This window comes from Mesorhizobium sp. P2_D6, from assembly GCF_056404315.1.
On record NZ_JBFUEG010000022.1, the window covers coordinates 24,859 to 48,572 of the forward strand.

18 protein-coding genes are annotated in these 23,714 nt (G+C 61.4%); 4 read left to right on the plus strand and 14 right to left on the minus strand.

Annotation, left to right across the window (positions count from 1 at the left end):
- The first annotated feature begins 114 nt into the window (after positions 1–114).
- Positions 115–1,878 (plus strand): adenylate/guanylate cyclase domain-containing protein, encoded by a 1,764-nt coding sequence (locus AC1D1L_RS29575; RefSeq protein WP_477344857.1) that lies wholly within the window; start codon positions 115–117, stop codon positions 1,876–1,878.
- 16 nt (positions 1,879–1,894) lie between these two features.
- On the opposite strand, the gene AC1D1L_RS29580 is transcribed toward AC1D1L_RS29575, so the two are convergent.
- The 3 genes from AC1D1L_RS29580 to AC1D1L_RS29590 all read right to left on the minus strand — a co-directional run bounded on the left by AC1D1L_RS29580 (position 1,895) and on the right by AC1D1L_RS29590 (position 4,688).
- Positions 1,895–3,274, minus strand: coding sequence for a hypothetical protein (locus AC1D1L_RS29580; protein ID WP_477344859.1), 1,380 nt, complete (start codon positions 3,272–3,274; stop codon positions 1,895–1,897).
- Positions 3,274–3,789: a GNAT family N-acetyltransferase gene (locus tag AC1D1L_RS29585; protein ID WP_477344861.1), complete on the minus strand. Its 516-nt coding sequence runs from the start codon at positions 3,787–3,789 to the stop codon at positions 3,274–3,276. Before AC1D1L_RS29585 ends, AC1D1L_RS29580 begins: the two co-directional genes overlap by 1 nt.
- Before the next feature lie 74 nt (positions 3,790–3,863).
- Positions 3,864–4,688 carry a hypothetical protein gene (locus AC1D1L_RS29590; protein WP_477344863.1) on the minus strand — a complete coding sequence of 275 codons (825 nt, stop codon included), beginning with the start codon at positions 4,686–4,688 and terminating at the stop codon, positions 3,864–3,866.
- Positions 4,689–4,890: 202 nt separating this feature from the next.
- On the opposite strand from AC1D1L_RS29590, the gene AC1D1L_RS29595 reads away from it, so the two are divergent.
- The gene (locus AC1D1L_RS29595) at positions 4,891–6,306 is read left to right on the plus strand and encodes an adenylate/guanylate cyclase domain-containing protein (RefSeq protein ID WP_112560170.1); all 1,416 of its coding nucleotides are present in this window, start codon (positions 4,891–4,893) and stop codon (positions 6,304–6,306) included.
- Between the two features lie 133 nt (positions 6,307–6,439).
- Here AC1D1L_RS29595 and AC1D1L_RS29600 read toward each other — a convergent pair whose 3' ends face one another.
- The 8 genes from AC1D1L_RS29600 to AC1D1L_RS29635 all read right to left on the minus strand — a co-directional run bounded on the left by AC1D1L_RS29600 (position 6,440) and on the right by AC1D1L_RS29635 (position 17,394).
- Positions 6,440–6,919 (minus strand): class I SAM-dependent methyltransferase, encoded by a 480-nt coding sequence (locus AC1D1L_RS29600; protein WP_477344866.1) that lies wholly within the window; start codon positions 6,917–6,919, stop codon positions 6,440–6,442.
- A 145-nt stretch (positions 6,920–7,064) separates the two neighbouring features.
- On the minus strand, positions 7,065–8,246 hold the full coding sequence (locus tag AC1D1L_RS29605) for an ABC transporter permease (protein WP_192258787.1): 1,182 nt from the start codon (positions 8,244–8,246) through the stop codon (positions 7,065–7,067).
- A complete protein-coding gene (locus tag AC1D1L_RS29610) occupies positions 8,243–9,241 on the minus strand; it encodes an ABC transporter permease (protein ID WP_477344868.1) in 999 nt (332 codons plus the stop codon). Before AC1D1L_RS29610 ends, AC1D1L_RS29605 begins: the two co-directional genes overlap by 4 nt.
- Before the next feature lie 2 nt (positions 9,242–9,243).
- A complete protein-coding gene (locus AC1D1L_RS29615) occupies positions 9,244–11,112 on the minus strand; it encodes an ABC transporter substrate-binding protein (RefSeq protein WP_477344870.1) in 1,869 nt (622 codons plus the stop codon).
- Positions 11,113–11,138: 26 nt separating this feature from the next.
- Entirely contained in the window at positions 11,139–13,034 is a 1,896-nt protein-coding gene (locus AC1D1L_RS29620) for an ABC transporter ATP-binding protein (RefSeq protein ID WP_477344872.1), read from the minus strand.
- Between the two features lie 152 nt (positions 13,035–13,186).
- Positions 13,187–14,527 (minus strand): adenylate/guanylate cyclase domain-containing protein, encoded by a 1,341-nt coding sequence (locus tag AC1D1L_RS29625; protein ID WP_477344874.1) that lies wholly within the window; start codon positions 14,525–14,527, stop codon positions 13,187–13,189.
- Positions 14,528–14,760: 233 nt separating this feature from the next.
- Positions 14,761–16,104 carry a nucleotide sugar dehydrogenase gene (locus AC1D1L_RS29630; RefSeq protein WP_477344876.1) on the minus strand — a complete coding sequence of 448 codons (1,344 nt, stop codon included), beginning with the start codon at positions 16,102–16,104 and terminating at the stop codon, positions 14,761–14,763.
- 111 nt (positions 16,105–16,215) lie between these two features.
- The gene (locus AC1D1L_RS29635) at positions 16,216–17,394 is read right to left on the minus strand and encodes a DUF3095 domain-containing protein (RefSeq protein WP_477344878.1); all 1,179 of its coding nucleotides are present in this window, start codon (positions 17,392–17,394) and stop codon (positions 16,216–16,218) included.
- Between the two features lie 74 nt (positions 17,395–17,468).
- On the opposite strand from AC1D1L_RS29635, the gene AC1D1L_RS29640 reads away from it, so the two are divergent.
- Complete coding sequence (locus AC1D1L_RS29640; protein WP_477344880.1) at positions 17,469–18,557, plus strand: glycosyltransferase family 4 protein; 1,089 nt, start codon at positions 17,469–17,471, stop codon at positions 18,555–18,557.
- Positions 18,554–19,315, plus strand: coding sequence for a polysaccharide deacetylase family protein (locus AC1D1L_RS29645; protein WP_477344882.1), 762 nt, complete (start codon positions 18,554–18,556; stop codon positions 19,313–19,315). The genes AC1D1L_RS29640 and AC1D1L_RS29645 overlap by 4 nt, the downstream gene beginning before the upstream one ends.
- 84 nt (positions 19,316–19,399) lie before the next feature.
- Here AC1D1L_RS29645 and AC1D1L_RS29650 read toward each other — a convergent pair whose 3' ends face one another.
- Genes AC1D1L_RS29650 through AC1D1L_RS29660 form a run of 3 tightly spaced genes read right to left on the minus strand, consistent with a single transcriptional unit; the run spans position 19,400 to position 23,473 of the window.
- Positions 19,400–20,254 carry an MBL fold metallo-hydrolase gene (locus tag AC1D1L_RS29650; protein ID WP_477344884.1) on the minus strand — a complete coding sequence of 285 codons (855 nt, stop codon included), beginning with the start codon at positions 20,252–20,254 and terminating at the stop codon, positions 19,400–19,402.
- A 23-nt stretch (positions 20,255–20,277) separates the two neighbouring features.
- Complete coding sequence (locus tag AC1D1L_RS29655; protein WP_192258797.1) at positions 20,278–20,724, minus strand: cyclic nucleotide-binding domain-containing protein; 447 nt, start codon at positions 20,722–20,724, stop codon at positions 20,278–20,280.
- A 34-nt stretch (positions 20,725–20,758) separates the two neighbouring features.
- Positions 20,759–23,473 (minus strand): ABC transporter transmembrane domain-containing protein, encoded by a 2,715-nt coding sequence (locus AC1D1L_RS29660; RefSeq protein ID WP_477344886.1) that lies wholly within the window; start codon positions 23,471–23,473, stop codon positions 20,759–20,761.
- Between the last annotated feature and the right edge of the window lie 241 nt (positions 23,474–23,714).

Sequence of the window (23,714 nt, forward strand, 5' to 3'; positions counted from 1 at the left end):
ATCCGGGTGGGTTCGGCGGCAGAGCGCTGCCGATACGCGGCGGCTAGCCGCTGTTTGCAAAAGTTCCCTCCCAGCCCCCATCTTCCTGTATCGTGGAGATGAGGAGGCGGACGCATGAGCGAGAACCGTAAGCTGGCCGCAATCCTGGCCGCAGATGTGGTCGGATACAGCCGGCTCGCGAGCGCGGACGAAGATCGTACCTTGGCGAGGTTGCGGACGCTGCGCAGCGACCTGATCGATCCGACCATCGCAGTGCACAACGGACGGGTGATCAAGCGCACCGGCGATGGGGCACTGGTCGAGTTCCGCAGTGTGGTGGATGCCGTGCGCTGCGCCGTTGAGGTTCAGAACGGCATGGCTGAGCGCAATGCCGGCGTGCCGCAAGACCGCCGCATCGAGTTCAGGATCGGCATCCATCTGGGGGATGTGGTCGAAGAAAGCGACGGCGACCTGATGGGCGACGGCGTCAACATCGCCTCGCGTCTGGAGGGCGTCGCGGCGCCCGGCGCGATCTGCCTGTCCGAGGATGCCTATCGCCAGGTCAAGGCGAGGCTCGACCTTTCGGTCAGCGATCTCGGCAGCACGCAGCTCAAGAACATCGCCGAGCCGATCCGGGTCTATTCACTGCAAGTCGGGACCAAGGCGGCCGCGACCCCGGAAACCGCGATGAGCCGGCCGGCCACGGCAGCGCCGCCGAAGCTGTCGATCGCCGTGCTGCCGTTCGCCAACATGAGCGGTGACGCCGAACAGGACTACTTCGCCGACGGCATCTCCGAAGACATCATCACGGCGCTGTCCAAACTGTCGCAGCTCTTCGTCATCGCACGCAATTCGTCGTTCACCTTCAAGGGCCAGAATGTCCATGTGCAGGACGTCGGCGCGAAGCTGGGCGTACGGCATGTGCTTGAGGGCAGCGTACGCAAATCGGGCAACAGGGTGCGCATCACCGCGCAGCTCATCGATGCAATTTCGGGCGGCCATCTGTGGGCGGAGCGGTTCGATCGCGACCTGACCGACATATTCGCCGTGCAGGACGACGTGACGCAGCAGATCGTCGGTGCGCTGGCGCTCAACCTGACTGATGGCGCCCGTCCGCGGCTGCCTCCGGAGCCCCCGCGCAACACGGAGGCGTATGACTGTTTCCTGCGCGGCCGGGAGCTGTGGCACCGGCTGACGAAGGAGACGAACACCGCGGCCCGCGACCTCTTGCAACGTGCCACCGAGCTGGACCCGAACTTTGCCTCTGCCTACGCCTTCCTTGCCCTCACGCACGGCATTGACTACCTGAACAGGTGGGGTGCGTCACCGCCGGAATCGATGGCGCAAGCCGAAGAGGCCGCAACGCGAGCGGTGACGCTGGATGACAACGATCCCTGGGCGCACTGGGCGCTGGCGATAGCCAAGCTGTACACACGACGGCACGATGAGGCCGTCGATGAGGTCGAGCGGGCACTGGCCCTCAATCCGAACTTCGCCGAAGCGCATGTCTGCCGCGGCGAAACGCTGTACTATTCAGGCAGACCCGAGGAGGCCCTCGAGAGTTTCGCCCGGGGAAAGACCTTGAACCCGTACTTTCCGGATGTGGTTCTGCACTTCCAGGCTTTGGCGTTGTTTCAACTGGGAAGGTACGACGAGGCCGTTGACCTCTTGCTGCAACGGCTGGCCCGCAACGCTGCCACCGATGTCTCGCGCGCGCTTCTGGCCGCCAGCTACGGCCATCTGGGCCGTTTGGAGGAGGCTCGCGCGGCATGGCAGGAGGTGCTTCGCGTCAATCCCGACTTTTCGCTGGAATACCGTCGCAAAGTCTTGCCTTACAAGAACCCTGCCGATTTCGAACTCATGGTCGACGGCCTCCGCAAGGCCGGCGTGGTGCAATGATCGGGTAGCGGCTTGCTCAGACGCCAAAGGCCCGGCCGATCTTGCGCCATCGGGCGTTTTCGCGAACCAGTTTCAAGTCGTCGGTCGTCTCCGCAAATGTCCGCAAACGGTATTGCCGGAGCAGATCCGGAAAGAGCGCCCCTTCCGGCAGGCCGGCAAGCTGCTCGCGGACCGAGATCTGTTCATCGATGACCCGCATGCCCCAGGCATTTTCCCGAACATGCAGTTCCGCAGCCAGATCGCGCTCCTCGGGAGCGTTTTCATCCAGCGCAGCCAGCAGGATCGAGTGGAAAAGCGCGACATAGCCAATCTGTCTCAGGCCACCCACAACCCGCACCCGCGGCAAAATGGCGAGCACAAGGAACATCAGGAACAAGTTCGGCAAAAGCACGCCGTCCAGCAGCGCCTGCCTGAGATGCAGCCGCTCGAACGGGATGGAAACACCATGCGGCCTGTCGGGCTCGATCAGGCGCCCGTTCTCCAGCACAAGCTTGCGCACGCGCTCTTCGCGAATGCCCCAGAAATAGTCGGTGGCATTGGGCAGGAATCTGCCGAATGGGCCCGATGAGGCCTCTTGCAAGGCATGGTCGAGACGCTGGCGCCTTGCGGGCTCAAAGAGCAGCCTGGAAAGAAGGCTGCCATCATCGTCCAGATGCCGCGCCATGGCGGAAGCGGCGAGCCGATCGTCGATGAAAACCGGCCGGGCCATGCCGGAACGATCCCAATCGGCGACCAGATCCCCGTTGAGTTCTGTCAGCGCATCGGCTGCGGTTGCAAACACCTTGTCCTGGCTGGCGAGCAGTGTACCCAGCCAGCGGCTGGCATCCGTCTCATCGCCCACCGCTTCGAGGGCGCGCTTGTTGAGGGAGACGGGACCGGCCGCGCAGACGCTTTTGCGGCACAGTTTGTGGCGCCCCATGCCAAACAAATTGACCTTGTCGTCGCCGACATCGAGCCATCCCGGTCCCTCCTGGCCGACGGTCTCCATGGTCATCGTCGTTCCCATGAAGCCGAAGAAGGCCGACAGCCCGTTTTCGACCGCGCCGAGCCAGGCAAGCAGCAGGGCATCGAAGGTGATCCGGTCCATCAGAAGCAGGCAGTGCAGGCCGGACTGGATCACTGGTCTGTGCTCGAATTCGTCGAGCGCCTTGCCGACCTCTTCGGGCTGCATGATCGCAGCAAGGCGCTGATGCAGAACGTCGCGCAGGATCGAGCGGGCAGCGATCGACGGGCCTGATGCAGGTCTTGCCACCGGTCGCCACAGATGGCGGGCGTAGTCGGAAACCGGCGCATTCCAGTTCTGCTCGATGTCATGCACCACTTCCGGGCAGAGCAGCGACAGCACGGCCAGAATTTCCGCCGGACGCGCAGGGGCTGGGGCAAGGATGGCGGTCATCAGAACCGCAGCCGCGCCATGCTCAGGAGGTCGTGGTACCGCCCGTCGGTAAAGCCGGCCTTCACATGCCGGCCTTCGACCTCGAAGCCGTGGCTGGTGTAGAGGCGGATGGCCGGTTCGTTGTCGGCATAAACGGTCAATTCGACCCGCTTCAGAGCGCGCCAGTTGTCGGCCACATCAAGCAGCGCGGCGAGTATAGCAGAGCCTATGCCCCTGCCGACAAAGCCGTCGTCAAGGCCGATGTTGATCTCGCCTATATGCGAACGGCGCGGCGAACCTTGCACGACCAGGCTGCCATGGCCGACCACCTTGCCGTCCATCTCGGCAACGATCCAGGTGGTTTCCGGACCGGACTTGGCGATGCGCCGCTCCACCTGCTCCACCATCTCGAACGGCATCCTGAGCGTGCCCCAGCGGAAGCCCGGCATGTTGAAGATGGCGCAAAGCGCCTCCGCATCGCTTGGCCGTACGGCCCGGAGCTGCGGCTGGATCTTCTCTAGGGATGGCGAGGTCATGGTTTTCCTGGCGAAGGCTATCAGCCCCGCACGATGCACCGGACATCACCTGAAAATCCAGCCGTCTCTGCAGCCTATGATGCCGATTGCGCGCTGAAATACCGGGAAGCGGCGGTGAGTTTGACGCCGCCACTGACGCCGATCCAGCCGAAAAGGGCGAGCCAGCACAATGTCCTGGTCGCCGTCCAGTCGATCCTGTGCACCGCAGCGTCGGTGATGATAAGGCCAAGAATGGCAAGCAGGCCAACCAGAAACTGCGCCAGGCCGAGCACCAGCAGCTCCTCGCGCGGTGCGCTTTTCGAGACGAGATATGCGCCGCCAGCGCCGGCGAGGAAGATGGCGCTGTAGACTTGGGCGTGAAAGGGATCGACCGGCCATGGCCAGGTGCTGCTGACCATCAGGGGAAACAGCAACATGCCGACGCCATAGAGCCCAAGGATCGCCGCTTCTGCCAACATGTAGCCGCGCCATGCGGGGTTCAGGGTCATGCCTTTTGCTGAAGGACGGGCCCTGGAACGCCACAGGAACAGCCCGGATACCGCGGCCGAGGCAAGATAGACCAGGAACCATAGCCAGGTCGCTTTTCGCCCGAAGTTGAAATAGCCGAGATTGATCAACGAAACCGCCGACACGATGACGGTGAAGATGAAGGCCATGACGAGCACCAGCCTGCCGGGCGACCAGCGATTCCAGAACAAGAGCGCCGCCATCACCGCCATTTCGGCGGTGTAGAAGCCGCCGAGGAAGCGGGCACTGAATGGCGTGACAGGCCAAGGCCAACGCGGCTCGACCAGTGCCGGCGCGAAAAACAGGCCGGCGCCCACGATCAGGACGATGATGACCCCTAAGGAGAAAATGCGCAGGGCCGCCGGAAATGGCGGGTTGTCGGATGTCGGCATGGAGAAAGCCCCCAAAATGCATGCCCAATGTAGCATCATAGTGCCGCTTGCGGCCGGTGAAAATCGGCGGACGGAAATTGAACTGTCACCAGGCTTGTCTATTCGAATGGCCGTACGGCCCGTTTCGGCGTAAAATGGCGGACTCGGACCAAGGTGCGGTCCGGCCAACCAACCTCGGGGCGCATTTTCCGGAGCCTGCACGATGAACGAAGCTCAGGATCTGTTCTCGCTTCTGCGGCAATCGACCGATGTCGATCCGCAGGCAATCGACGCGATCCGGCGAACCATCGCGGAAGGCAAGGACCGCGAACTTTGCCGCATCAACGCGCTGGCCTTCGCCAGCAAGCATGGCCTCGACGAGGAACGCGCCATCAGCGCCTTTCTCCATGCGGCGCGGGTGGGCATCTTCGACATTTCCTGGAATGTTCTGTGTCCCGGCTGTGGCGGCGTGCTCGACACCAACGCTACGCTGAAAACGATGCAGAGGGACGAATACACCTGCGCGCTGTGCTCCCAGGGCTATTCGCCGACCCTCGACGAGATGGTCGAGGTGACATTCACCGTCAGCCCCCGCATGCGCAGGATTGCCGCCCACAATCCGCACGAACTGCCGTTGATTGAATACTTCCGCCAGATCTACTGGGCGTCCGGCGCCGATCTGCCGGAAGAGGATTTGGCGGAGAAGATGGAAGCGTTCTGGCTCGAGGATATCGAACTTGCGCCCGGTGAAAAGGCGGTTCTGCCCATACAGCTTCCGTCCGAATTCGTCATCGTCTTCGAGCCGGTTACGCATTCAGCGCAGTTCATCGACGCCAAGGGCGAACCCACAAAGGAACGCCGAAGCCTTTCCCTGGTTTTCGACCGCGACCATGTCCAGAACCAGACGCTGGAGATGCAACCAGGTCCGCTGCGCATTTCGCTGGAAAACAGGACCGACACCCGCGTGCTGCCGACGGTCTTCATCGCCGGCCACGCATTGCATGATTTCCTGGGCAAGCGCCGGCCTTTCCTGACCGCCAAGCGCCTGCTCACCAACCAGACGTTCCGCGATCTCTATCGAACGGACACGCTGGACATCAACCAGCGGCTGAAGATCACCAGCCTGACCTTCCTGTTCACCGACCTGCGCGGATCGACCGAGCTTTACGAGCGGGTGGGCGATCTTTCAGCCTTCGATCTCGTGCGCGAGCATTTCCAGGTGCTGCACGAGATCGTCGCGGCGGAGGCAGGCGCGGTTGTGAAGACGATCGGTGATGCGGTGATGGCGACCTTCGCGACGCCAGATCGTGCGATTGCCGCGGCCCTCAGGATGCGCGATGCCATGCGTGCGCTCAATGACAAGAGCGGGCGCGAGGACCTTCTGCTCAAGATCGGAGTCCATGCCGGGCCCTGCATCGCCGTGTCCATGAACGAGCGGCAGGACTATTTCGGCCAGACGGTCAACATAGCTTCACGGGTCCAGAACCTTGCCAAGGCACAGGCGATCTTCGCCACGCGTGCGGTGATCGACGACAATCTCACCGCCGATCTGTTGCAAAGGAAGGCGCTGACGCCCGTGCCTCATGAGGTCTCGCTGCGCGGCATTGAGCGGGAGATAGCAGTCTATACGATCCCCTGAAGACTTGGTCCCTAAAGCAATTCCAGGAAAAGTGTGGAGCGGTTTTCCGTCCGGGAATTGCGAAAAACAAAGAGATAGAGCGGTTCGCCGTTTCCGTGAAACGGTGAAACGCTCTAAAGACCCGTCTCCACCCTCACACGCGCTTGCAGAGAAAATAACGATCGGCGGGCTCCGAAGTCGGCGCCGGCAGGCGTTGCAGCCGCGGGTGATCGAGCGGCGTGCCGCTCACCGCGAAGCCGCCGACGCGAAGCATGCCCGCAATCAGATCGGGAAGCCAGGTGGCGGTCACTGCATCGCGATCTTCATAGCCGGTGCCGATGTCGGCATGGACAAGAGCGGCGTCGATGCCAATGAATCTCCTCGCCGTCTCGCGTATATCGCCGAGCACGAGATTTTCAGCGTCGGGAATTGAGCTGGCGTGTGCGCCAACTTCGCGGTCGAACACCACGATCCGGCGTCCGGGCAGGCGCTCGCGCAGATGGTGGAACGTCCGGCCATTGCCGAGGCCGAGCTCGAACACAAGCCCCTCCATCTTCGCCACCTCGGGGCAGATTTGATTGAGAATGTCGCGCTGTGCGGTCATCCTGCTGATGAAATTATCGAGGCGACTCATATGCGATTGTATGTCCTGAACCAGCAGCCCCGATCGAGGCTTGCCGCATATAGAGGCGAATGACGAACCCTGCAACAACCGCATAGGCTGCCGACAAGGATCATACCGGGTGGAATAGGCGGCCCGCCGCCGCGCAACTGCGATGTCACTTGTAGGGGTCTGCGGCGTCCCGCAAGCCGTCGCCGAGGAAGTTGAACGCCATGATGACGAGGATAACGGGGAGCATCGGCAAAAGCAGCCATGGATAGAACGCGATCACGCTGACGCTGCGCGCCTCGGTGAGCAGGATGCCCCAGCTGGTTATCGGCGCCCTCAGGCCGAGCCCGAGGAAGCTCAGCGCCGTCTCGCCCAGGATCATGCCGGGTATGGACAGCGTCGCCGTCGCGATCAGATGCGACATGAAGCCGGGAATGAGATGCCGCCGGATGATGCGGCTGCTCCCGGCGCCCATCAATTGCGCGGCCAGAACGTAATCCTCCTCGCGCAAGGCCAGAAGCTTTGAACGCACCGCACGCGCCAGTCCGGTCCAGTCGAGCAACCCGAGGATGACGGTGATGCCGAAATAGATCAGGATCGGACTCCAGGTTATCGGCATGATCGCTGCCAGAGCCAGCCATAGCGGAATGCTGGGGATCGATTGCAGAACTTCGATTATCCGTTGAACGATCAGGTCGAAGATACCGCCGTGGTAGCCGGCCAGCCCTCCGATGACGATGCCGAGCAGGAAGCTGAAACTGATACCGACGAGGCCGATCGTCAGAGAAATGCGTGCGCCATAGATCATGCGCGAGAGCACATCGCGCCCGAGCCTGTCAGTGCCGGCCAGAAAGAGCTGGCCGTTTTCGGCCGGGCAGACAAAATGCCTGTCACCTTCGATCAGGCCCCAGAACTGGTAACTGTCGCCCTTGCAGAAGAAACGGAGCCGCTGAACATCATCCTGTTTGTCGATGTAGTTCCGCTTGAGCGTGTCCATGTCCAGCATCATCTGGCGGCCATAGACGAACGGCCCGATGAACTCGCCGTTGTGGAACAGGTGCACCTGCTGCGGGGGCGAATAGATGTAGTCCATGTTGCGCGTGTGCAGATTGTAGGGCGCCAGGAACTCGCAGATCAGTATCCCGAAATACAGCACCGCCAGGAAGATGCCGGATACAAGGGCAAGCCGGTGCTTGCGGAATTTCCACCACATCAGCCGCAACTGCGACGCCTGGAAGACCTTCGACTGCTCCGGCGTCATCGCCTCGACCGACTGCAGGTCAAAGGGCTCGATGGAAATGTAGTGCTGCAGTGGAGCACCCGGGGCGGGCAGCGGTGATTGCGTGTTCATTTGGTGCTGCCGCCCTGCAAACGAATTCGTGGATCAAGCATCGCCAGCGCCAGGTCGGAAATCAGCACGCCGATGACCGTCAGGAAGGCGAGAAACATCAGGAACGACCCTGCCAGATACATATCCTGGCTTTGCAGCGCCTTGATCAGCATCGGTCCGGTCGTTTCCAATGACAGCACGATCGCCGTGATTTCGGCGCCGGAGATGATGGCCGGCAGGATGGAGCCGATGTCGGAAATGAAGAAATTGAGCGCCATGCGCAGCGGATATTTGACCAGTGCCCTGAACGGATGAAGGCCTTTGGCGCGCGCGGTCACGACATATTGCTTGTGTAGCTCATCGAGCAGATTGGCGCGCAGCCGCCGGATCATGCTTGCCGTGCCCCCGGTGCCGATGATCAAGACCGGGATCCAGAGATGGGCGAGGATCGACTTCGCCTTGGCCCAGCTCATCGGCTCGCCGAGATATTGCTGGTCCATGAGGTGGCCGATGGACGTGCCGAACCAGATGTTGGCAAAGTACATCAGGATCAGCGCCAGCATGAAATTCGGAATGGCAAGGCCGAGAAGGCCGAGGAAAGTCAGGCCGTAGTCGCCCCAGCTGTATTGATGCGTGGCGGAGTACATGCCGATCGGAAAGGCAATGAGCCAGGTGAAGATGATCGTGACGAAGGAAACCAGCACGGTCAGCCACATTCGGTCCCCGACGACGTCGCGAACCGGCAGCTCATATTCGAAGGAATAGCCGAAATCGCCGTGTAGCATCCCGCCGACCCAGTAGAAGTAGCGAATGACCGGCGGCTGGTCGAAACCATATTCCTTGCGCATCATCTCGATGCGGTCGGAATCCACCGCTTCGCCCTGGGCCCGAAGCTCGGCGACATAGCTGTCGAAATAGTCGCCCGGCGGAAGTTCGATGATCGTGAACACCAGTGCCGATATGACCAGCAGCGTTGGAACCATCACGGCGATGCGCCAGACAAGATATCGAAGCACGCTCAGGAGCCTCCAAGCCAGAATGTATCCGGCATGTAGACACCGAAATAGGCAGTCGGGTCGTAGCCGTAGAGCGCCTTGTCAGGCAGATTGCGCAGCCGCGAGGACACCAGAATCGGCTGATGCGTTCCGTTCACGGTGCCTATCGAAAACACCTGATCGGTGTAGATCGACAGCATCGAATTCCAGATTTCGGCGCGCTCCGTGGTTGCGGTCGATGCGTTCCAGCGTTCGAGCAAAGCCATCAGCTCGACCACTTCAGGAAGATCGGGCGCCTCGCCCATCTTGCCATGAGATAGGTAGTGCGCGCCCCAGAGCGGCCATTGCAGCTGGTCGTCGATGGTGGGAGCCAGCTGATACGGGTTCATGTCGGCGGTCGCCACGCCATTGTCGATGCCCGACCACATTGACATCATGATCTGGCCGCCAAGCGCGCGGCTGCGGAAGATGTCGCGCTGCGAAGTCCGGATGAACAAGGCGATGCCAATCTTGCGCCAGTGATCGGTGATGAGTTCGAGCGCGTCGGTTTCCAGCGTGCTTTCGCCGGCCGTTTCCACGATGATCTTCGCAGAACGTCCATCGGAAAGCATCCGCAGGCCGTCATCGTCACGTGCCTGAAGCCCGGCCTCGTCGAGCAGGGCATTGGCCTGGTCGGGATCATGTGCGACCCATGCTTTCGCGAATTCCGGCCGGTAGAGCGGGCTCTCCGGAAGGACCGTATCTGCACTTTCCTGCGCCAATCCGTAGAACACGGCCAAATTGATCTCGCGCCTGTCCACAGCGAGCGAAAGGGCGCGGCGCACGCGCACGTCACGCAAAAGGCCACGCCACACCTGGTCGGCACAGTTCAGATTGGGCAGCAGCGCCAGCCGCGAACCCTGAGTGCGTTTCCACAGATGCATCTTCACCGGGTAGCGCTTCTCCGCGTCCTTCAGGAAAGCGTAATCAGTGAAGTCAATTCCCAGGCCTTGCAGGTCGCTCTCGCCCGCACCGGTCTTCGCGGAGATGATCGCCGATGAGCTGACATTCAGGATGATCCGGTCGACATAGGGCAGTTGCCGGCCATTCTCGTCTATTCGATGGAAGAACGGGTTGCGTTCGAAGATGAACTGCTCGGCCGGCGGCTTGGTCCGGTTCTGCCAGGGATCGAGCGTCGGCAGATCAGGGTTCTCCGGGCGATACTGCCGCGACATGCGGATATGCAGGAGCGTCCATTTCTTGGCCCGGTTCTCCTTCATCAGGCCGGCGAGCCGGAATGGATCCTGGTATTTCTTGTGGAACTGCTTGAGATAGGCGGCCGGCAGAACAAGCGATAGCGGCGCAGCGGCAGCGAGCTTGGGCAGGAAGTCGGGATTGGGCGCATCCCAACTGTAGCGCACCGTCAACGGATCGACGATCTCGAAGCGCGGCGGCTTGCCGTCCGCCATCAGGGCCGGAGCGAGCCCGCCTTGCGAAAGCTCATCGTTCAGCCAGACATCTTCCCAGCAATAGCGAAAATCCTCCGGCGTCAGCAGGCTGCCGTCGGACCATCTATGTCCTTCCCGTATCTTGAAGGTGAAGATGCGATCATCCGCTACGTCGAAACTTTCGAGAATGTCGGCTTGCAAGTTAAGCTTTTCGTCATAGCCGACCAGCCGAGAATACCCGTAGATCGTCATCATCCGGATATCTTTCTGGCTGCCGATGATCGTCCGCAGCGTCCCGCCATATTCGCCGGGCTGCCGGCCCATGGCGGCGAGATTCAACGCGCGCGGGCTCTTGGGCAAGCGCTCAGCGAGTGCCGGCAGCGCCTTGGCCGTCAGCTGCGGCTGAAGAAAATCCGGCTCCAGATCACCAGCGCGCGACGTGCCCGGCAGGAGTGCCGAAGCCATGAGGCCAAGGAGGGTGCGACGGCTGATCAATGGCGCAACTCGCTGACATCGGCGGAACGTCGGGCCAGCACGAGATGGCCGCCGCCAAGATCGAGCGGCGACAGCATATCCTCATCGCCCTCGTCGCGGAATTGCGGTCCCCATGCGCTGGTGTCGGAAGCGCCGCCGAGCTTCAGCGTCTTGAAATCCATCGGCCGGTCGAGATCGGGGAAAGGGACTGCGGCGAGCAGTGAGCGCGTGTAGGGGTGGATCGGTTTCCTGAGCAGAATTTCGCGCGGCGCAAGCTCGACGATACGCCCGCCGCACATCACCGCGATGCGGTCCGCCATGTAGTCCACCACCGCCAGATTGTGGGATATGAACAGGTAGGTCAGACCCAGTTCTTTCTGCAGGTCCTTCAGAAGGTTCAGGATCTGCGCCTGGACAGAGACATCGAGCGCCGAAACCGGCTCGTCGCAGATCAGGAGCTCAGGCCCCAGCGCCAACGCGCGCGCGATGCCGATACGCTGACGCTGCCCGCCGGAGAAACTGTGGGGATAGCGCTTGATGAAGCGCGGATCGAGCCCGATTGCCTGCATCAGGCTCTTGACCGTGGCCAGTCGGGACGCGGCATTGCCACGTTGATGGATTTCCAGCGGCTCGCTCAAGATGTTCTCCACCGTCATCCGAGGTGAGAGCGACGAAACCGGATCCTGGAAGACCATCTGGATTTTCGCGCGCAGCAAGCGCAAGGCGTCTCCCTCGGCGTCCAGGACGTCGATCGGTCCTTCGCGACCGTTGAAGACCACGGAGCCGCCGCTGGGGGTGACAGCCCGCATCAGGATCTTGCTGACGGTGGTTTTGCCGCAGCCGCTTTCGCCGACCAGACCCAGGCACTCACCCCGCCTGATGTCGAAGCTCACGCCGTCCACGGCGCGAACCGACGTTTGATGGCTCCCGCCGAACCATCCGGACTTGCGGGTGGTGTAGACCTTTTTCAGATCCCTGACCGACAGCAGGAGGTCGTCCGGCCCCTTCGAGTCCGGCGCCGTCTGCTTGCCCAGCAGGTTGCCGACATTCACCGGCACCTCGCGGAGCGCCTTTAGCCTTTCGCCAGGCTTCAGGTCGAAATGCGGAACGGCTGCCATCAGGCCCTTCAGGTAAGGGTGACCTGGCCGGCGGAATATCGCCTCCACAGGTCCTGCTTCCATGATCTCGCCATGGTACATGACCACCACCTCGTCGGCGACATTGGCGACCACTCCGAGGTCGTGTGTGATCAGCAGCATCGCCATGTTCAGCTTGGTCTGAAGCCCGCGCAACAATTGCAGGATTTGCGCCTGGATGGTGACGTCCAACGCCGTCGTCGGCTCATCGGCGATCAACAGCGCGGGCCGGCAGATAAGCGCCATGGCGATCATGGCGCGTTGCCGCAATCCTCCCGAAAGTTCAAACGGATACATGTCATAGGCGCGCTTGGGATTGGGAAAACCTACAAGGCCGAGCATTTCCTCGGTCCGCACCTTGCGCTCCGCTCGAGCCATGGGCGTATGAATCTGCAGGGATTCGCTGACCTGATTGCCGATCGTGTGCAGCGGCGACAGGGATGTCATCGGCTCCTGAAAGATCTTGCCTATGCGGCTGCCTCTCAACGCCCGGATTTCGGGTCCATCGCGCGGCATCTTCAGGATATCCTGCGTCGTGCCAGGCTTCTCGGGATCGGAAAACAGGATACGGCCGCGAGCATTGGCTGTGTTCGGCAAAATGCCCATCACTGCCTGGCTGAGAACCGATTTTCCGGAACCCGACTCGCCAACAAGCGCGGTAACCTTGCCCGGCAGGACGCGAAGATTTGCGCGCCTGACGGCATGCAACGGTCCCCCGACAATGGCAAACGAGATGCCAACATCCTCGATTCGCAGCAGATCAACGCTCGAATTCATTCTCACACCAGCCCCACTCCTGGCGACCCTGCCGGCCGGCAGGCCCTGAGCGAGACTAGCGCATTGCCAGCTTAGAGCAACTTGGATTCTAAACGAATTCCCCGGCGGAACCGCCGACCGGACTTACAAAGGCGGTCGGATCATCGTGGCGGTTACTGGAGCTTCCTCCGGTCGCCCGCCGACAGCCGCGCGGCATCGCGATGAAGCAGCATGACCTGCTCGGCGTCCGATATCCGGTCGTGAAACGGCTCCAGCGCAGCGTCTTCATCGAGTGCCAGAGCACCCGACAGGTCAGGTGAAAGCACCGTCAGCTTCTGCTTGATACCCGCCAGTTCTTCCTTGCCGAGCGTCAGCCAGCTGTTGGCGCCGCAATAGCCGGCGAACTCTTTGCTGGCGAGAACGCTGTGCGGATATTTCTTGGTCAGGGTCTGGAGGCGCTGGACCTCGTTTACAGCCGAGCCGAAGACCGAGAATGTGAGCCGGTCGGTAAGCCCGACATTGCCGAACATCACATTGCCGACATGCAGGCCGATACCAAATTTTATGTCGCCCAACCCCTGCTCTTTTCTGCGCAGATTGAGCTCCATCATACGCGTGCTGGCCTTGTGCGCTGCCGCAAGAGCAGCCTGGCAAGCGATCTCGGACTGCGCGCGGTGCCTTTCGCAGGGATAGACAGCAATGAAGCCATCCCCCAGGAAACTCATGATCTGCCCGCCTTTGCGATTGAAAGGTGCAGCAATGGCATCGAAAAACTGGTTCAACGTATCGATATAGAGCTCGCGGCCGGAGGTTTCGGCAAGCCTCGTCGACCCGCGCATATCGCCCATGACCAGTGCGGCCCGGATTGTGTCGCCCTCGCCGCGCTTGATCTGGCCGTCCAGCACGCGCCTGCCGGCGTCGCCACCGAGATAAGTGGTCATCATGTTGTCGGCGAGCTTGGTGAGCACCGCCATCTTGGCTGCGATAGCGAGATGGTTCTGGATGCGCAGCAGCGCCGAAATCATGCTGTCGCTGAAGCCTGAAGCGCTGTCCGTGGACCAGGACCCCATCATGCCCTGACTGGTATCGCCGTTGAAGGGATGGACGAAAGCCATGTAATCGGTGACGCCCATAAGCCTGAGGTCATCGAAAACAGGAAACTCCGACCGCACCGACGGGTCGAGCCGGCGGCGCAGATGGTCGAGCTTGTTGCTGAGCAGATGGTAGTATGGGCTGGTTAGGAATCTGTCGGAATGAACGCCGTTCTCACTGCGGAAGCCTTCCACTTCCAGGCCCTGGCCGCGAAGCCAGGTGAAGCCAAGCGCGTCATAAAGCGGATGAAGCATCGAAAAGCTCAAATGCACCCGCTTCAGCGGCACCCCGGCAGCAGCCAGCCGTTCACAAAAGCCCTTTACCAAGGTTTCCAGGTCGTCGCCGGCCAGCGCCGATTGGGTCAGCCAATCGGCAACCTTATCCATGAGAATGCTGGAAATTTCTGCTTGCGTTGTGCTCATGCTATCCCGAAACCCGTCGAAGACGAGCCATCTCCTTTGATCTGCCAAATCCTTGAAGTCAATGAAACCGGCTTCGGGGCAAAAGCCGGCGAAGAATTTCCCGAATGACTGTCCTTGCAGGAAGGAAACAGGCGTAACTGCGTTTACTTCGCGAAACATTATGTGGCGAGGCTGCCCTCGGAGTGCAATCCCAATCCTGACATCGGGCAAAGAATTCGCCGGCTCAGCCGCCGTCAGGCCTTCACCACCGTCTCTCGGGCGAGCCCGAGGCGGCCAAAAACATTGCGTGTGTCGACGATCAGAAGTGCGTGATCAGCGATCGCTTGATAGTCGATCGTGTCGTGGTCGGTTGCGACGACGACCGCATCGAACTCCTTCAAGGCCGCCTCGGTCAGCTCGACCGAGCGACGCCCCTTGATCGCCATATGCTCGCGTGTGGTCGGAATCTCGGTAACATGCGGATCGTGGAATTCCGCCTTGCCGCCCCATTCCTCGATGAGTTCAATGAGCCGCAGTGAGGGGCTTTCGCGGATGTCGGGCACATTTTTCTTGTAGGCGAGCCCGATGATGAGAATACGCGAGCGGCTGAGCGCCTTGCCGCAGCGCCGGTCCAGCGCCTTTGCCAGTTCATCGACCACATGACGCGGCATGGCCGTGTTGATTTCCGCCGCCAGCTCGATGAAGCGGGTTGGTAGTTCGTATTCGCGCGCCTTCCACGTCAGGTAGAAGGGATCGATCGGAACGCAGTGCCCGCCAAGGCCTGGGCCAGGATAGAAAGGCATGTAGCCGAAGGGCTTGCTCTTTGCCGCCTCGATCACCTCCCAGATGTCGATACCCATTGCACCGAGCACGACCTTCAACTCGTTGACGAGGGCTATGTTGACCGAGCGGAAGATGTTTTCCGTCAGCTTGACCGCCTCGGCGGTCGCCGTGCTGGAAACCGGAACGACGGTCTTGACCACGCTTTGATAGAAAGCCTGCACAAGCGTCGCTGCCTCAACGCCGTCGCCTGCCACGACCTTGGGGATCGTCGCAACTTCAAAGCTGCGGTTGCCGGGATCCTCGCGTTCGGGCGAGAAGCCGAGGAAGAAGTCCGTCTTCGAATGCAAGCCGGTTTCTTCCAGTATGGGCTTGATCACGTCGTCGGTGGTGCCGGGATAGGTGGTCGACTCCAGCACGATCAGCTGGCCGAGGCGCAGATGCTTGGCGATGGTGCCTGCCGTGTTCCTGACAAAGGAGAGGTCCGGCTCACGGTGTTTCGTCAGCGGTGTCGGAACGCAGATGATGATGACATCGCAGACGGCCAGTTCGGCAAAATCCGCGGTGGCGCGGAACCGTCCGCTCGCCACATGGCCGGCAAGGGCCGTCGACGTCACGGCCTCGATGTAGGATTGGCCGCTGTTCAGGCTCTCGACCTTCCGGGCTTCGATGTCGAAGCCGGAAACCGGGAAGCCGGCGCGCGCGATTGCAACCGACAGCGGCAACCCGACATAGCCCAGTCCGATCACGCCGACTTGCGCGGCGCGCGTCGAAATCCGGTTCAGAAGACGGTCATATGTCGATCGTGAGGCGTCCAAATCTGCTTTCCCGTCAATTCGGACAGACTATCCGCTCCATGGCGAGGCTCACCTGGCCCCGAGAGCCGTGGCCGAGGCATATTGCGGAAAACCGATTTCCGCAAGCCGTCATCAGGCCGGCGCCTTAGCCTTCAGGCTCGCGGCAGCCATCGCATAGCCACCGTCGGCACCATCGATGAAATGAACGTGATCGGGCTGCAGCGGCGAGATGACGAGGCATGTCATCAAGGCCGATTTCTGGCGGTGCAGGCCATAGCTGCAGATGCCCGCTTCTTCCGCCTGTTTCAGCCGGCTCTCGATCCGTTGCAATACATCCGCGTCAACGTCGATGGTCATCTTCAAGCCGTCGTCGAACTTGCGGAAATCCGAATTGCTGGCTACTTCGCGTTTGTAAACCTTCGGATCGAAACGGCCGATCGTCCAGCCAAATCTGTCGGTGACGGCCGTAAGCGTCATCAGGAATATCACCCACAGCTTCGCCAGCCATCGCCGGCCTGGCGGCGCCGTGGCCCGCGCCTCGACATCGAGGCCGGCGGGCAGCAGACTGTAGGCCGGCCCGTCTACCGGCACCGGGTGGCCATCGCGTTCCTGCCTGCCGGCAAGGGCGATGACGTCGGACGCCAGAAACTGAAAACCGCGCAAATCTCGCGAAGCCCCTGGTACGGCTATGATCGAGACAATTTCGCCGTGCCGGGCTTCAATCGGGTTCCAGCGGCAAGAGAGGCCGGTCAGATCCGGCCGCGCGCCGGCCGGCGCGGGGTCGATGCGGTAGCGCCCCGCTTTCATCTCGGCTTCCGCCCAACTGCCGCCACCGCCGGCGAACATGGCATAGAAGGCCGCTTCGGAGGCCTGGAACCGCGCCACGCGAACGTCGAGGCCGTGCGCTCTTATGTCCTTTATCGGCACGATTGCCGCACGCAAGGTCAGGTCCAGTTCGTCCGCCACCCATCGCTGGACAGAAGCCAGCGCGTTGCGGGCGATCTCCAGCGCCGAGCCGGGAAACGCCACGAGTGCGCCGTCGCCGCCGAAGACATAGGGAAGATCTTGCCGACCCAGCGCATTGAGCAGCGCCGAAATGACGCTGGCGCCGGCCATGTTGACGGTTTTATAGCGCCCGGCCCCGATCGCCTTGGTCGAGCCGACGATGTCGGCGGTGGCCAGCGCCCAGCCATCGGGGAGCGGCCGATAGTTATCGATATCGGCAACGCTTTCGAACTTTGCGAAGACCGGCAAAGAAGCGACAAACGGGTCGGACGCGACAGCTGTTTCCATGAGCATCAGATAGCACATTCCAGCGCTTGAAGGTGAGGTCGATCATGCGTCGAAATTGACTTGGCACAGCTTTGCGATGATAGGATCGCGCAATGCGAATTGCCTTTTACGCGCCGCTGAAGTCGCCCAATGATCCTGTTGTCTCCGGCGACCGCCAGATGGCACGGATGCTGGTCAAGGCGCTGCAGCACGGCGGGCATAGCGTCGAACTGGCATCGGAGTTGCGCTTCTATCTACGCCAGCCGGAGCCGAAAAGTTTCGATGCGCTCAAGATCGAGGCCCGGGACGAAGCCGCGCGGCTGACAAAGCTTTGGGAGCGTGACGGCAAGCCCGATCTCTGGTTCTGCTATCATCCCTACTACAAGGCGCCCGACCTCATCGGGCCAGAGCTGGCGTCGGCCTTTGCTGTCCCCTATGTGACAGCGGAAGCCTCCTATTCCAGGCGGCGCAACGCCGGCTTGTGGGCCGATAGCCAGGCGCTGGTGGCGCGAGCCGTCGAACAGGCGGCGCTGAACATCTGCTTCACACAAAGGGATCGGCAGGGACTGGCAGATGTGATTCCTGACGCCGCTCTCGGCATGCTTTCGCCCTTCATCGACACATCGGCATTCCGGGAAACGCCGGCCCGGGGTTGTCCGACGCGCCTCGTTACCGTTGCCATGATGCGCCCGGGCGACAAAGTCGAAAGCTATCGCATGCTGGCGCAAGCGCTCGGCTCGATCGGCCACCTGCCCTGGACCATGTCGGTCATCGGCGATGGACCTGCCCGAGACGAGGTCAAAGCGCAATTCGCCGGCTTGCCCGCCGACCGTATCGAATGGCTTGGCGCGATCGAGCCGGCCGCCGTACCGGATGTCCTTTATACCAAGGGAATTTACGTCTGGCCGGGTTACGGCGAGGCCTATGGCGTTGCCTATCTTGAAGCCCAGGCCGCCGGCCTTCCGGTGGTGGCTCAGGACATTGCCGGCGTGCCGGAGGTCGTGCGGGATGGCCAGACAGGGTTTCTCACCCCACCGGGCGATATAGCGGCGTTCGCTTCCGCCATTGCAAGGCTCCTGGCCCATAACGACGAAAGGACCATCATGGCCGCAAAAGCCAGGCGTTTCGTCCTCGAAGAGCGCTCGCTGGGTGGTGCGGCGGCGCGTCTGGCCGAACTTCTCAAGAAGATCCCGGTCTCATGACACCCGATCCGATCTGGCAGCCCTTGGTGGACGAACTGGCGCGCCGGCAACGGGCGGGCCGCAAGGCGGAGTTCTGGCTGCGCGACGATGACGCCGTGGATCCGACGGCCGCGCTTGATCGGCTGCTCGACCTCACCGGTGAATTCGCGGTTCCGGTCACTCTGGCTGTCATTCCGGCCGAGACCGACGGCAAGCTTGTCGTCCGGCTTGACGAGGCGCCGCATGCCACGGTCGCCATCCATGGCTGGGCGCACCGAAATCATGCGCCCGCGGACCAGAAAAAGCAGGAGCTCGGCCCGCATCGGCCACGCGAGGCGGTGCTCGACGATCTGGCTCGCGGGCTGTCGCACCTAAGCGGCCTGCACGGCGCACGTGCCGTTCCGATGCTGGTGCCACCCTGGAACAGGATCGACGCCGGTCTGGTATCCGACCTTGGATCCATAGGATTTGCGGCATTGTCGATCTATGGGCCGCCGAAGCCGGCTCCCCTGGCTGTCATCAACAGCAATGTCGACATCATGGATTGGCATGGCACGCGCGGCTGCCGCGACCATGGCCTGTTGGTTCAGGCCATCATCGCGCAATTGCAGCATGCACTTGATGGCGGCGAACCGGTCGGCCTGCTCACCCACCACCTCGTCCATGATGAATCGGCCTGGCTTTTCCTTGAACGGCTGTTCGCAGTCACAGCTCGGACTGAAGCCTGCACATGGCTTCCGATCCGGACATTGATCGGGCGCAGCGCCGCTACAGCATGATCCCGAAAAGTGGAATCCGGTTTTCTCGGACAAACGGTTTCCGTTTGTCCAGAGATCATGCTCAAACAAGGAGAGAAAAATAGCTCAGCGCTTTTTGTGCAACGAGACCGGGAATTGGAGCGTCTGGCCATCCCGCGCGGCAAAAGCGCCGGCAAACCTGTCCTGGGCCAGTTTCTCCATCTCGTCCAGTTGCTCGTCGGTGCGTGTCGGATCGTGGTGAAACAGCGCAAGCCCCCTCGCACCGGCCGCCTCGCACAGCTTGACGCCCTGTTGCCATGTCGAGTGCCCGTTTCCGCGGTAGCGCTCCATTTCCTCCTCGGTGTAGGTGCAATCGTAGATGACGAGATCGGCACCTTCGATCAGCTGAAGCACCGCCTGATCGAGTTTTCCCGGCTCGTGCTCGGTGTCCGTGATCACCGCCACGGCGCGGCCGCCCCATTCGACCCGGTAGCCGATGCAGCCGCCCGGATGGGTAAGACTGCCGGTTCGCAGCACAACCCCTTCGCGCGGCCGAAGCACGGCTCCGGATACGAAATCGCGGTAGTCTAGGCTTGCCCTGCAGATATCCAGTTTTACCGGAAACCACGGCGGCCGAATGAACTCGTCGATCATCTGGCGGGTCGTCATGTGTCCAGCGAGATGCCCGGACCAAAGCGTAAGCTTGATGCCCCGTTCATATATCGGCTTGAAAGCCGGCAGCCCGATGATGTGGTCGTAGTGGCAATGGGTGAAAAACAGGTCGAAATCGGTGACGCCTGACGCCCGAAGCGCCTTTCCGGCAGGCCGCAGGCCGGAGCCCGCATCGAACAGAAGCGTGTGCTCGCCGCATCGCATTTCAATGCAGATTGTGTTGCCGCCATAGCGAGCGAATTCTGGCCCGGATACCGCAATGCTGCCGCGCACGCCCCAAAACCTGACCAGGAAAAAATCGTCGTCCATGCTACCTTTTGCCTACCGTAGCTTCAGGCGTTTCGTGCATCGATCAGATCCGCGGTCGTATGGCTTAGCCGATCGGCAAGAACCCGCACCATCTCGATGGTCATTTCCGGAAACTCCTTCATAAGTCTCAGGAAATGATCCTTGCGGATTCTCAGGACTTCCAGCGAAGTTGCCGCCCTGACGGTGGCGGTGCGGGAGCTGTTGCACAATATGGCGATCTCGCCAACGATCGAATTTGGCAGCAGTTCGGCAACTTTTATCGGCCCGCTGTCGGAATCGACCAGAATATCAGCCTTGCCTGAAAGGATGACATAGGCGGCGTCTCCCTCGTCGCCCTGCCGGAAAAGAATCTCGCCGGCGCTGTAGTTCACGCGGTCGGATGTGAACGCAAGCAGCTTGAGCTTTGCCGGCTCGATGCCAGAGAACAAGGGAACGCGTTGCAGCATTCCAACTTCATCCTTGAGCAGCATTGTCGCAAACCTTCCTAAATTCGCGTCTGCCAGACTATGACAGAAGTTCCTTGAAGATACCGTTCCCTGCCAAAAGTGTCTCGTGCGTACCGTCTTCCACCAATTGGCCAGAGTCAAAGACGATAACGCGGTCGAACATCATCGCCATTGCCGGGTTCGTCACGACCCACACGATTGCCGGCGAATGGCCGTCGCGCCTGGCTTCCTCGAGCACGTTTCGCAGCACCTTGTCCTGAATGCGCTGGTCGAGCGCCGATAGCGGCCGGTTGAGAATGAGAAAATCGGGACGCTTGAGCAAGGCCCGGGCAACATCGAGCTTCTGGCGCTGTCCACCGGTTAGCCGCCTGCCGCCGGCGCCGACATTGAAGTCCAGGCCAACATCCAGCAGCTCGACATAAAGCCCCAGTTCGTCAAGAATGTCATAGACGATTGAGCGTATGCGGTCCGGCGCGTCGGGATGGTTGGTGCCCACGCGCCCGAACAGGACATTGTCCATGACGGTGGCCGCGGCAATGTATTTGTCAGGATCATACCGTTCGATCGCGTTTTGCAGCTGGGGCGGCAGATTTTCATAGAACTGGTTGCGCGCGGCGACGATCTTGCCCATCAGCTCGTCGGTCAGCAGGCCGAAGCGGTGCCGGGGCTCGATATAAGCAAAGCTCAAGGTGATGATCATGGCGCGGTCGGCCTCCGAAACCGCCTCGTAGGGACGGTTCTTGAGCCGCTGCAGCAAGGTCTCGTAGGCGGGTATCTCCTCGGCGCTCATGAAGGCGAGCTGCTGGAAGAACTGGTGATCGGGCGGCAGGTCGGCAAACAGCTCGATCGCCTGTTCGGCAATCTCCATGCCCATTTCGTAGAGCGTGCGGTCGAGGCCGGCTTGCTTCAGCACGGAAGCAAAATAGGGATTGGCCGCCAGAGCCTTGTCGGCCAGCTCGGGGCCGGCGGCAGCGCCGAAAAGCAGGTTCTGACCGATCGTCGCTTCGGTGTTGTAAGCGCCCGGCTCGAAAGGAACCACCAGTTCGCGCAGCCCTTCCTGTTCCAGCCGGGCTCGCAGCGCTGCACGCAGTTCGACGATCCGCCCGGCAAGCTTCGTGTGACGCGTGAGGTCGGCCGAAGAGCGCAAGCCAAGATCCAGAATGTCGCGCGACAGAAGAACCGCGTCGAGTACCCGGCGCACGGCTTCAAAGAGGTCATGCGGGCCGGTAGCACCGGCGGAGATATAGTCGATCCAGTCGCTGTGGATATCGAAATGCGGATTGCCCGACCGGCGCGCCTCGTCGATGTTCCAGCGCTGCTTGTCTGCCGCGGCGCCTTCATAAGTCACCGATGTCAGCGGCGCATGCTTCAACCCGTAGAGCAGGTTATCGCGCAGGCTTGCCTGGAACAGGAAAACATCCGACGAGGCGTAGGACATGCGCCGGCCGGTCACTGCTTCGGGGAGTTCAAGCAGGTCGTCGGCGCCCGAAGCGACCTTTCCGCTTTCCGGCCAGTTCAGCCGTGCGAAGGCTTCTGCCAGCGCCTCCGCTCCACCTGTTGAGGTACTGACCAGCGCCACCGTCTCGCCCGGCTTGACCTGCATGGAGATACGGTTGAGGAGCATTGCGCCGCCATCGTCTGCTATGGACAGACCGACCGCCGACAGCGGTTTTGTCATCCGACCGGGATCGTCGATCGTCAATGCCCCGATATCAGGCGCAATGATATCCTCGACGCTGAACTGTTCGACGACCTGCTGGTATTTGACCTGGACGTCCTGCCGATCCTGATCCCAGTCGATCAGTTCCTTCATCGGTCCGGGCAGGTCCTTGTAGGCGCCGATCACGGCCACCAGTTGGCCGACGTCGAGCCGGCCCGCGATGACCAGATAGCCGCCGATCATGTAGAACAGAAACGGCGTGAGTTGCGCGAGAAAATTGTTGAGGAACTTTACCATGAATTTCCATTGGTAAAGATCGAAGCGGATCTTGAAGATGAGCCCTAGCCGGGCGGCTATGTCGGCGCGCTCGTAGTTCGAGGTGTCGTGGACGTGGACCGCGCCGATGCCGTCGACGATTTCGCCAACCCGGCCCGAAAGCGCGCGCGCCGTCAATTGCCGTTGGCGCCCGAGCACGAGCAGCCGCCGCCGCATGCGCGGGATGAGCACGATCTGGATCACCACGATCACCACCGCAATCATGCCGAGCCAGACGTTCTGGACCATGATGAACAGCATGGCTGTCAGCGCCTGGCCGCCGAGCAGCACCGGCTGCAGGAAGGCATCGCCGATGAAGCCGCCCAGCGGCTCCACCTCGTCCTTCACCATGGTCGCCACTTCGGCTGATTTCACCCGCTTGAAGTAAATCGGCGGAAAACGCAGCACACGATCGATCAGATCGAAGCGGATACGCCGCAGCATGCGTTCGCCGAGGCGGCCTTTGTAGGTATTGATGTAGAGTTTGAACAGGCCGTTGATGACGACCAGCAAGAGGAACACGACGCTGAGGGCAAGCAGCGTCGCCGTGCGGTCGAGTTGAAAACCGGAGAAGAACTGGACCTCGCCAATGAACGGCACGTCATAGTGCAGCCTCATGAAGGGAAGGGTCGCGCCGGGTTGCTCGAAGCCCTTGCCCTGGATCGGGCCGTTGACGATCAGCTTCGGCAGGTTGAAGGACATGAAATAAGGGATCATCGAAAGCAAGACGATCGCCAATATCCAGATCTGCTGCTTCCTGGTGTGCCTCCAGATATAGCGGGCTAGGCTGGGTTCCATATGCGACTGCGGACCCCTCAGGTGGAACGATGCAGGCGGCCAAACGGCTGGCGGCTTGCGTGGGATTTTGGCGAATAGCCCAACAGCAGGGGGCCGCCGCTGCGCGACTCGTGCCGGCGGATGGACGCCAATGGTCCGAACAGATGCAATAGGTTCCCTCCGGCAGCGGGCAATGGCAAAACGACTTGCGGCATAGTCACGTCCGCAAGTCGAACAGCCTCGCGAGAGGCAAGATTGCGTT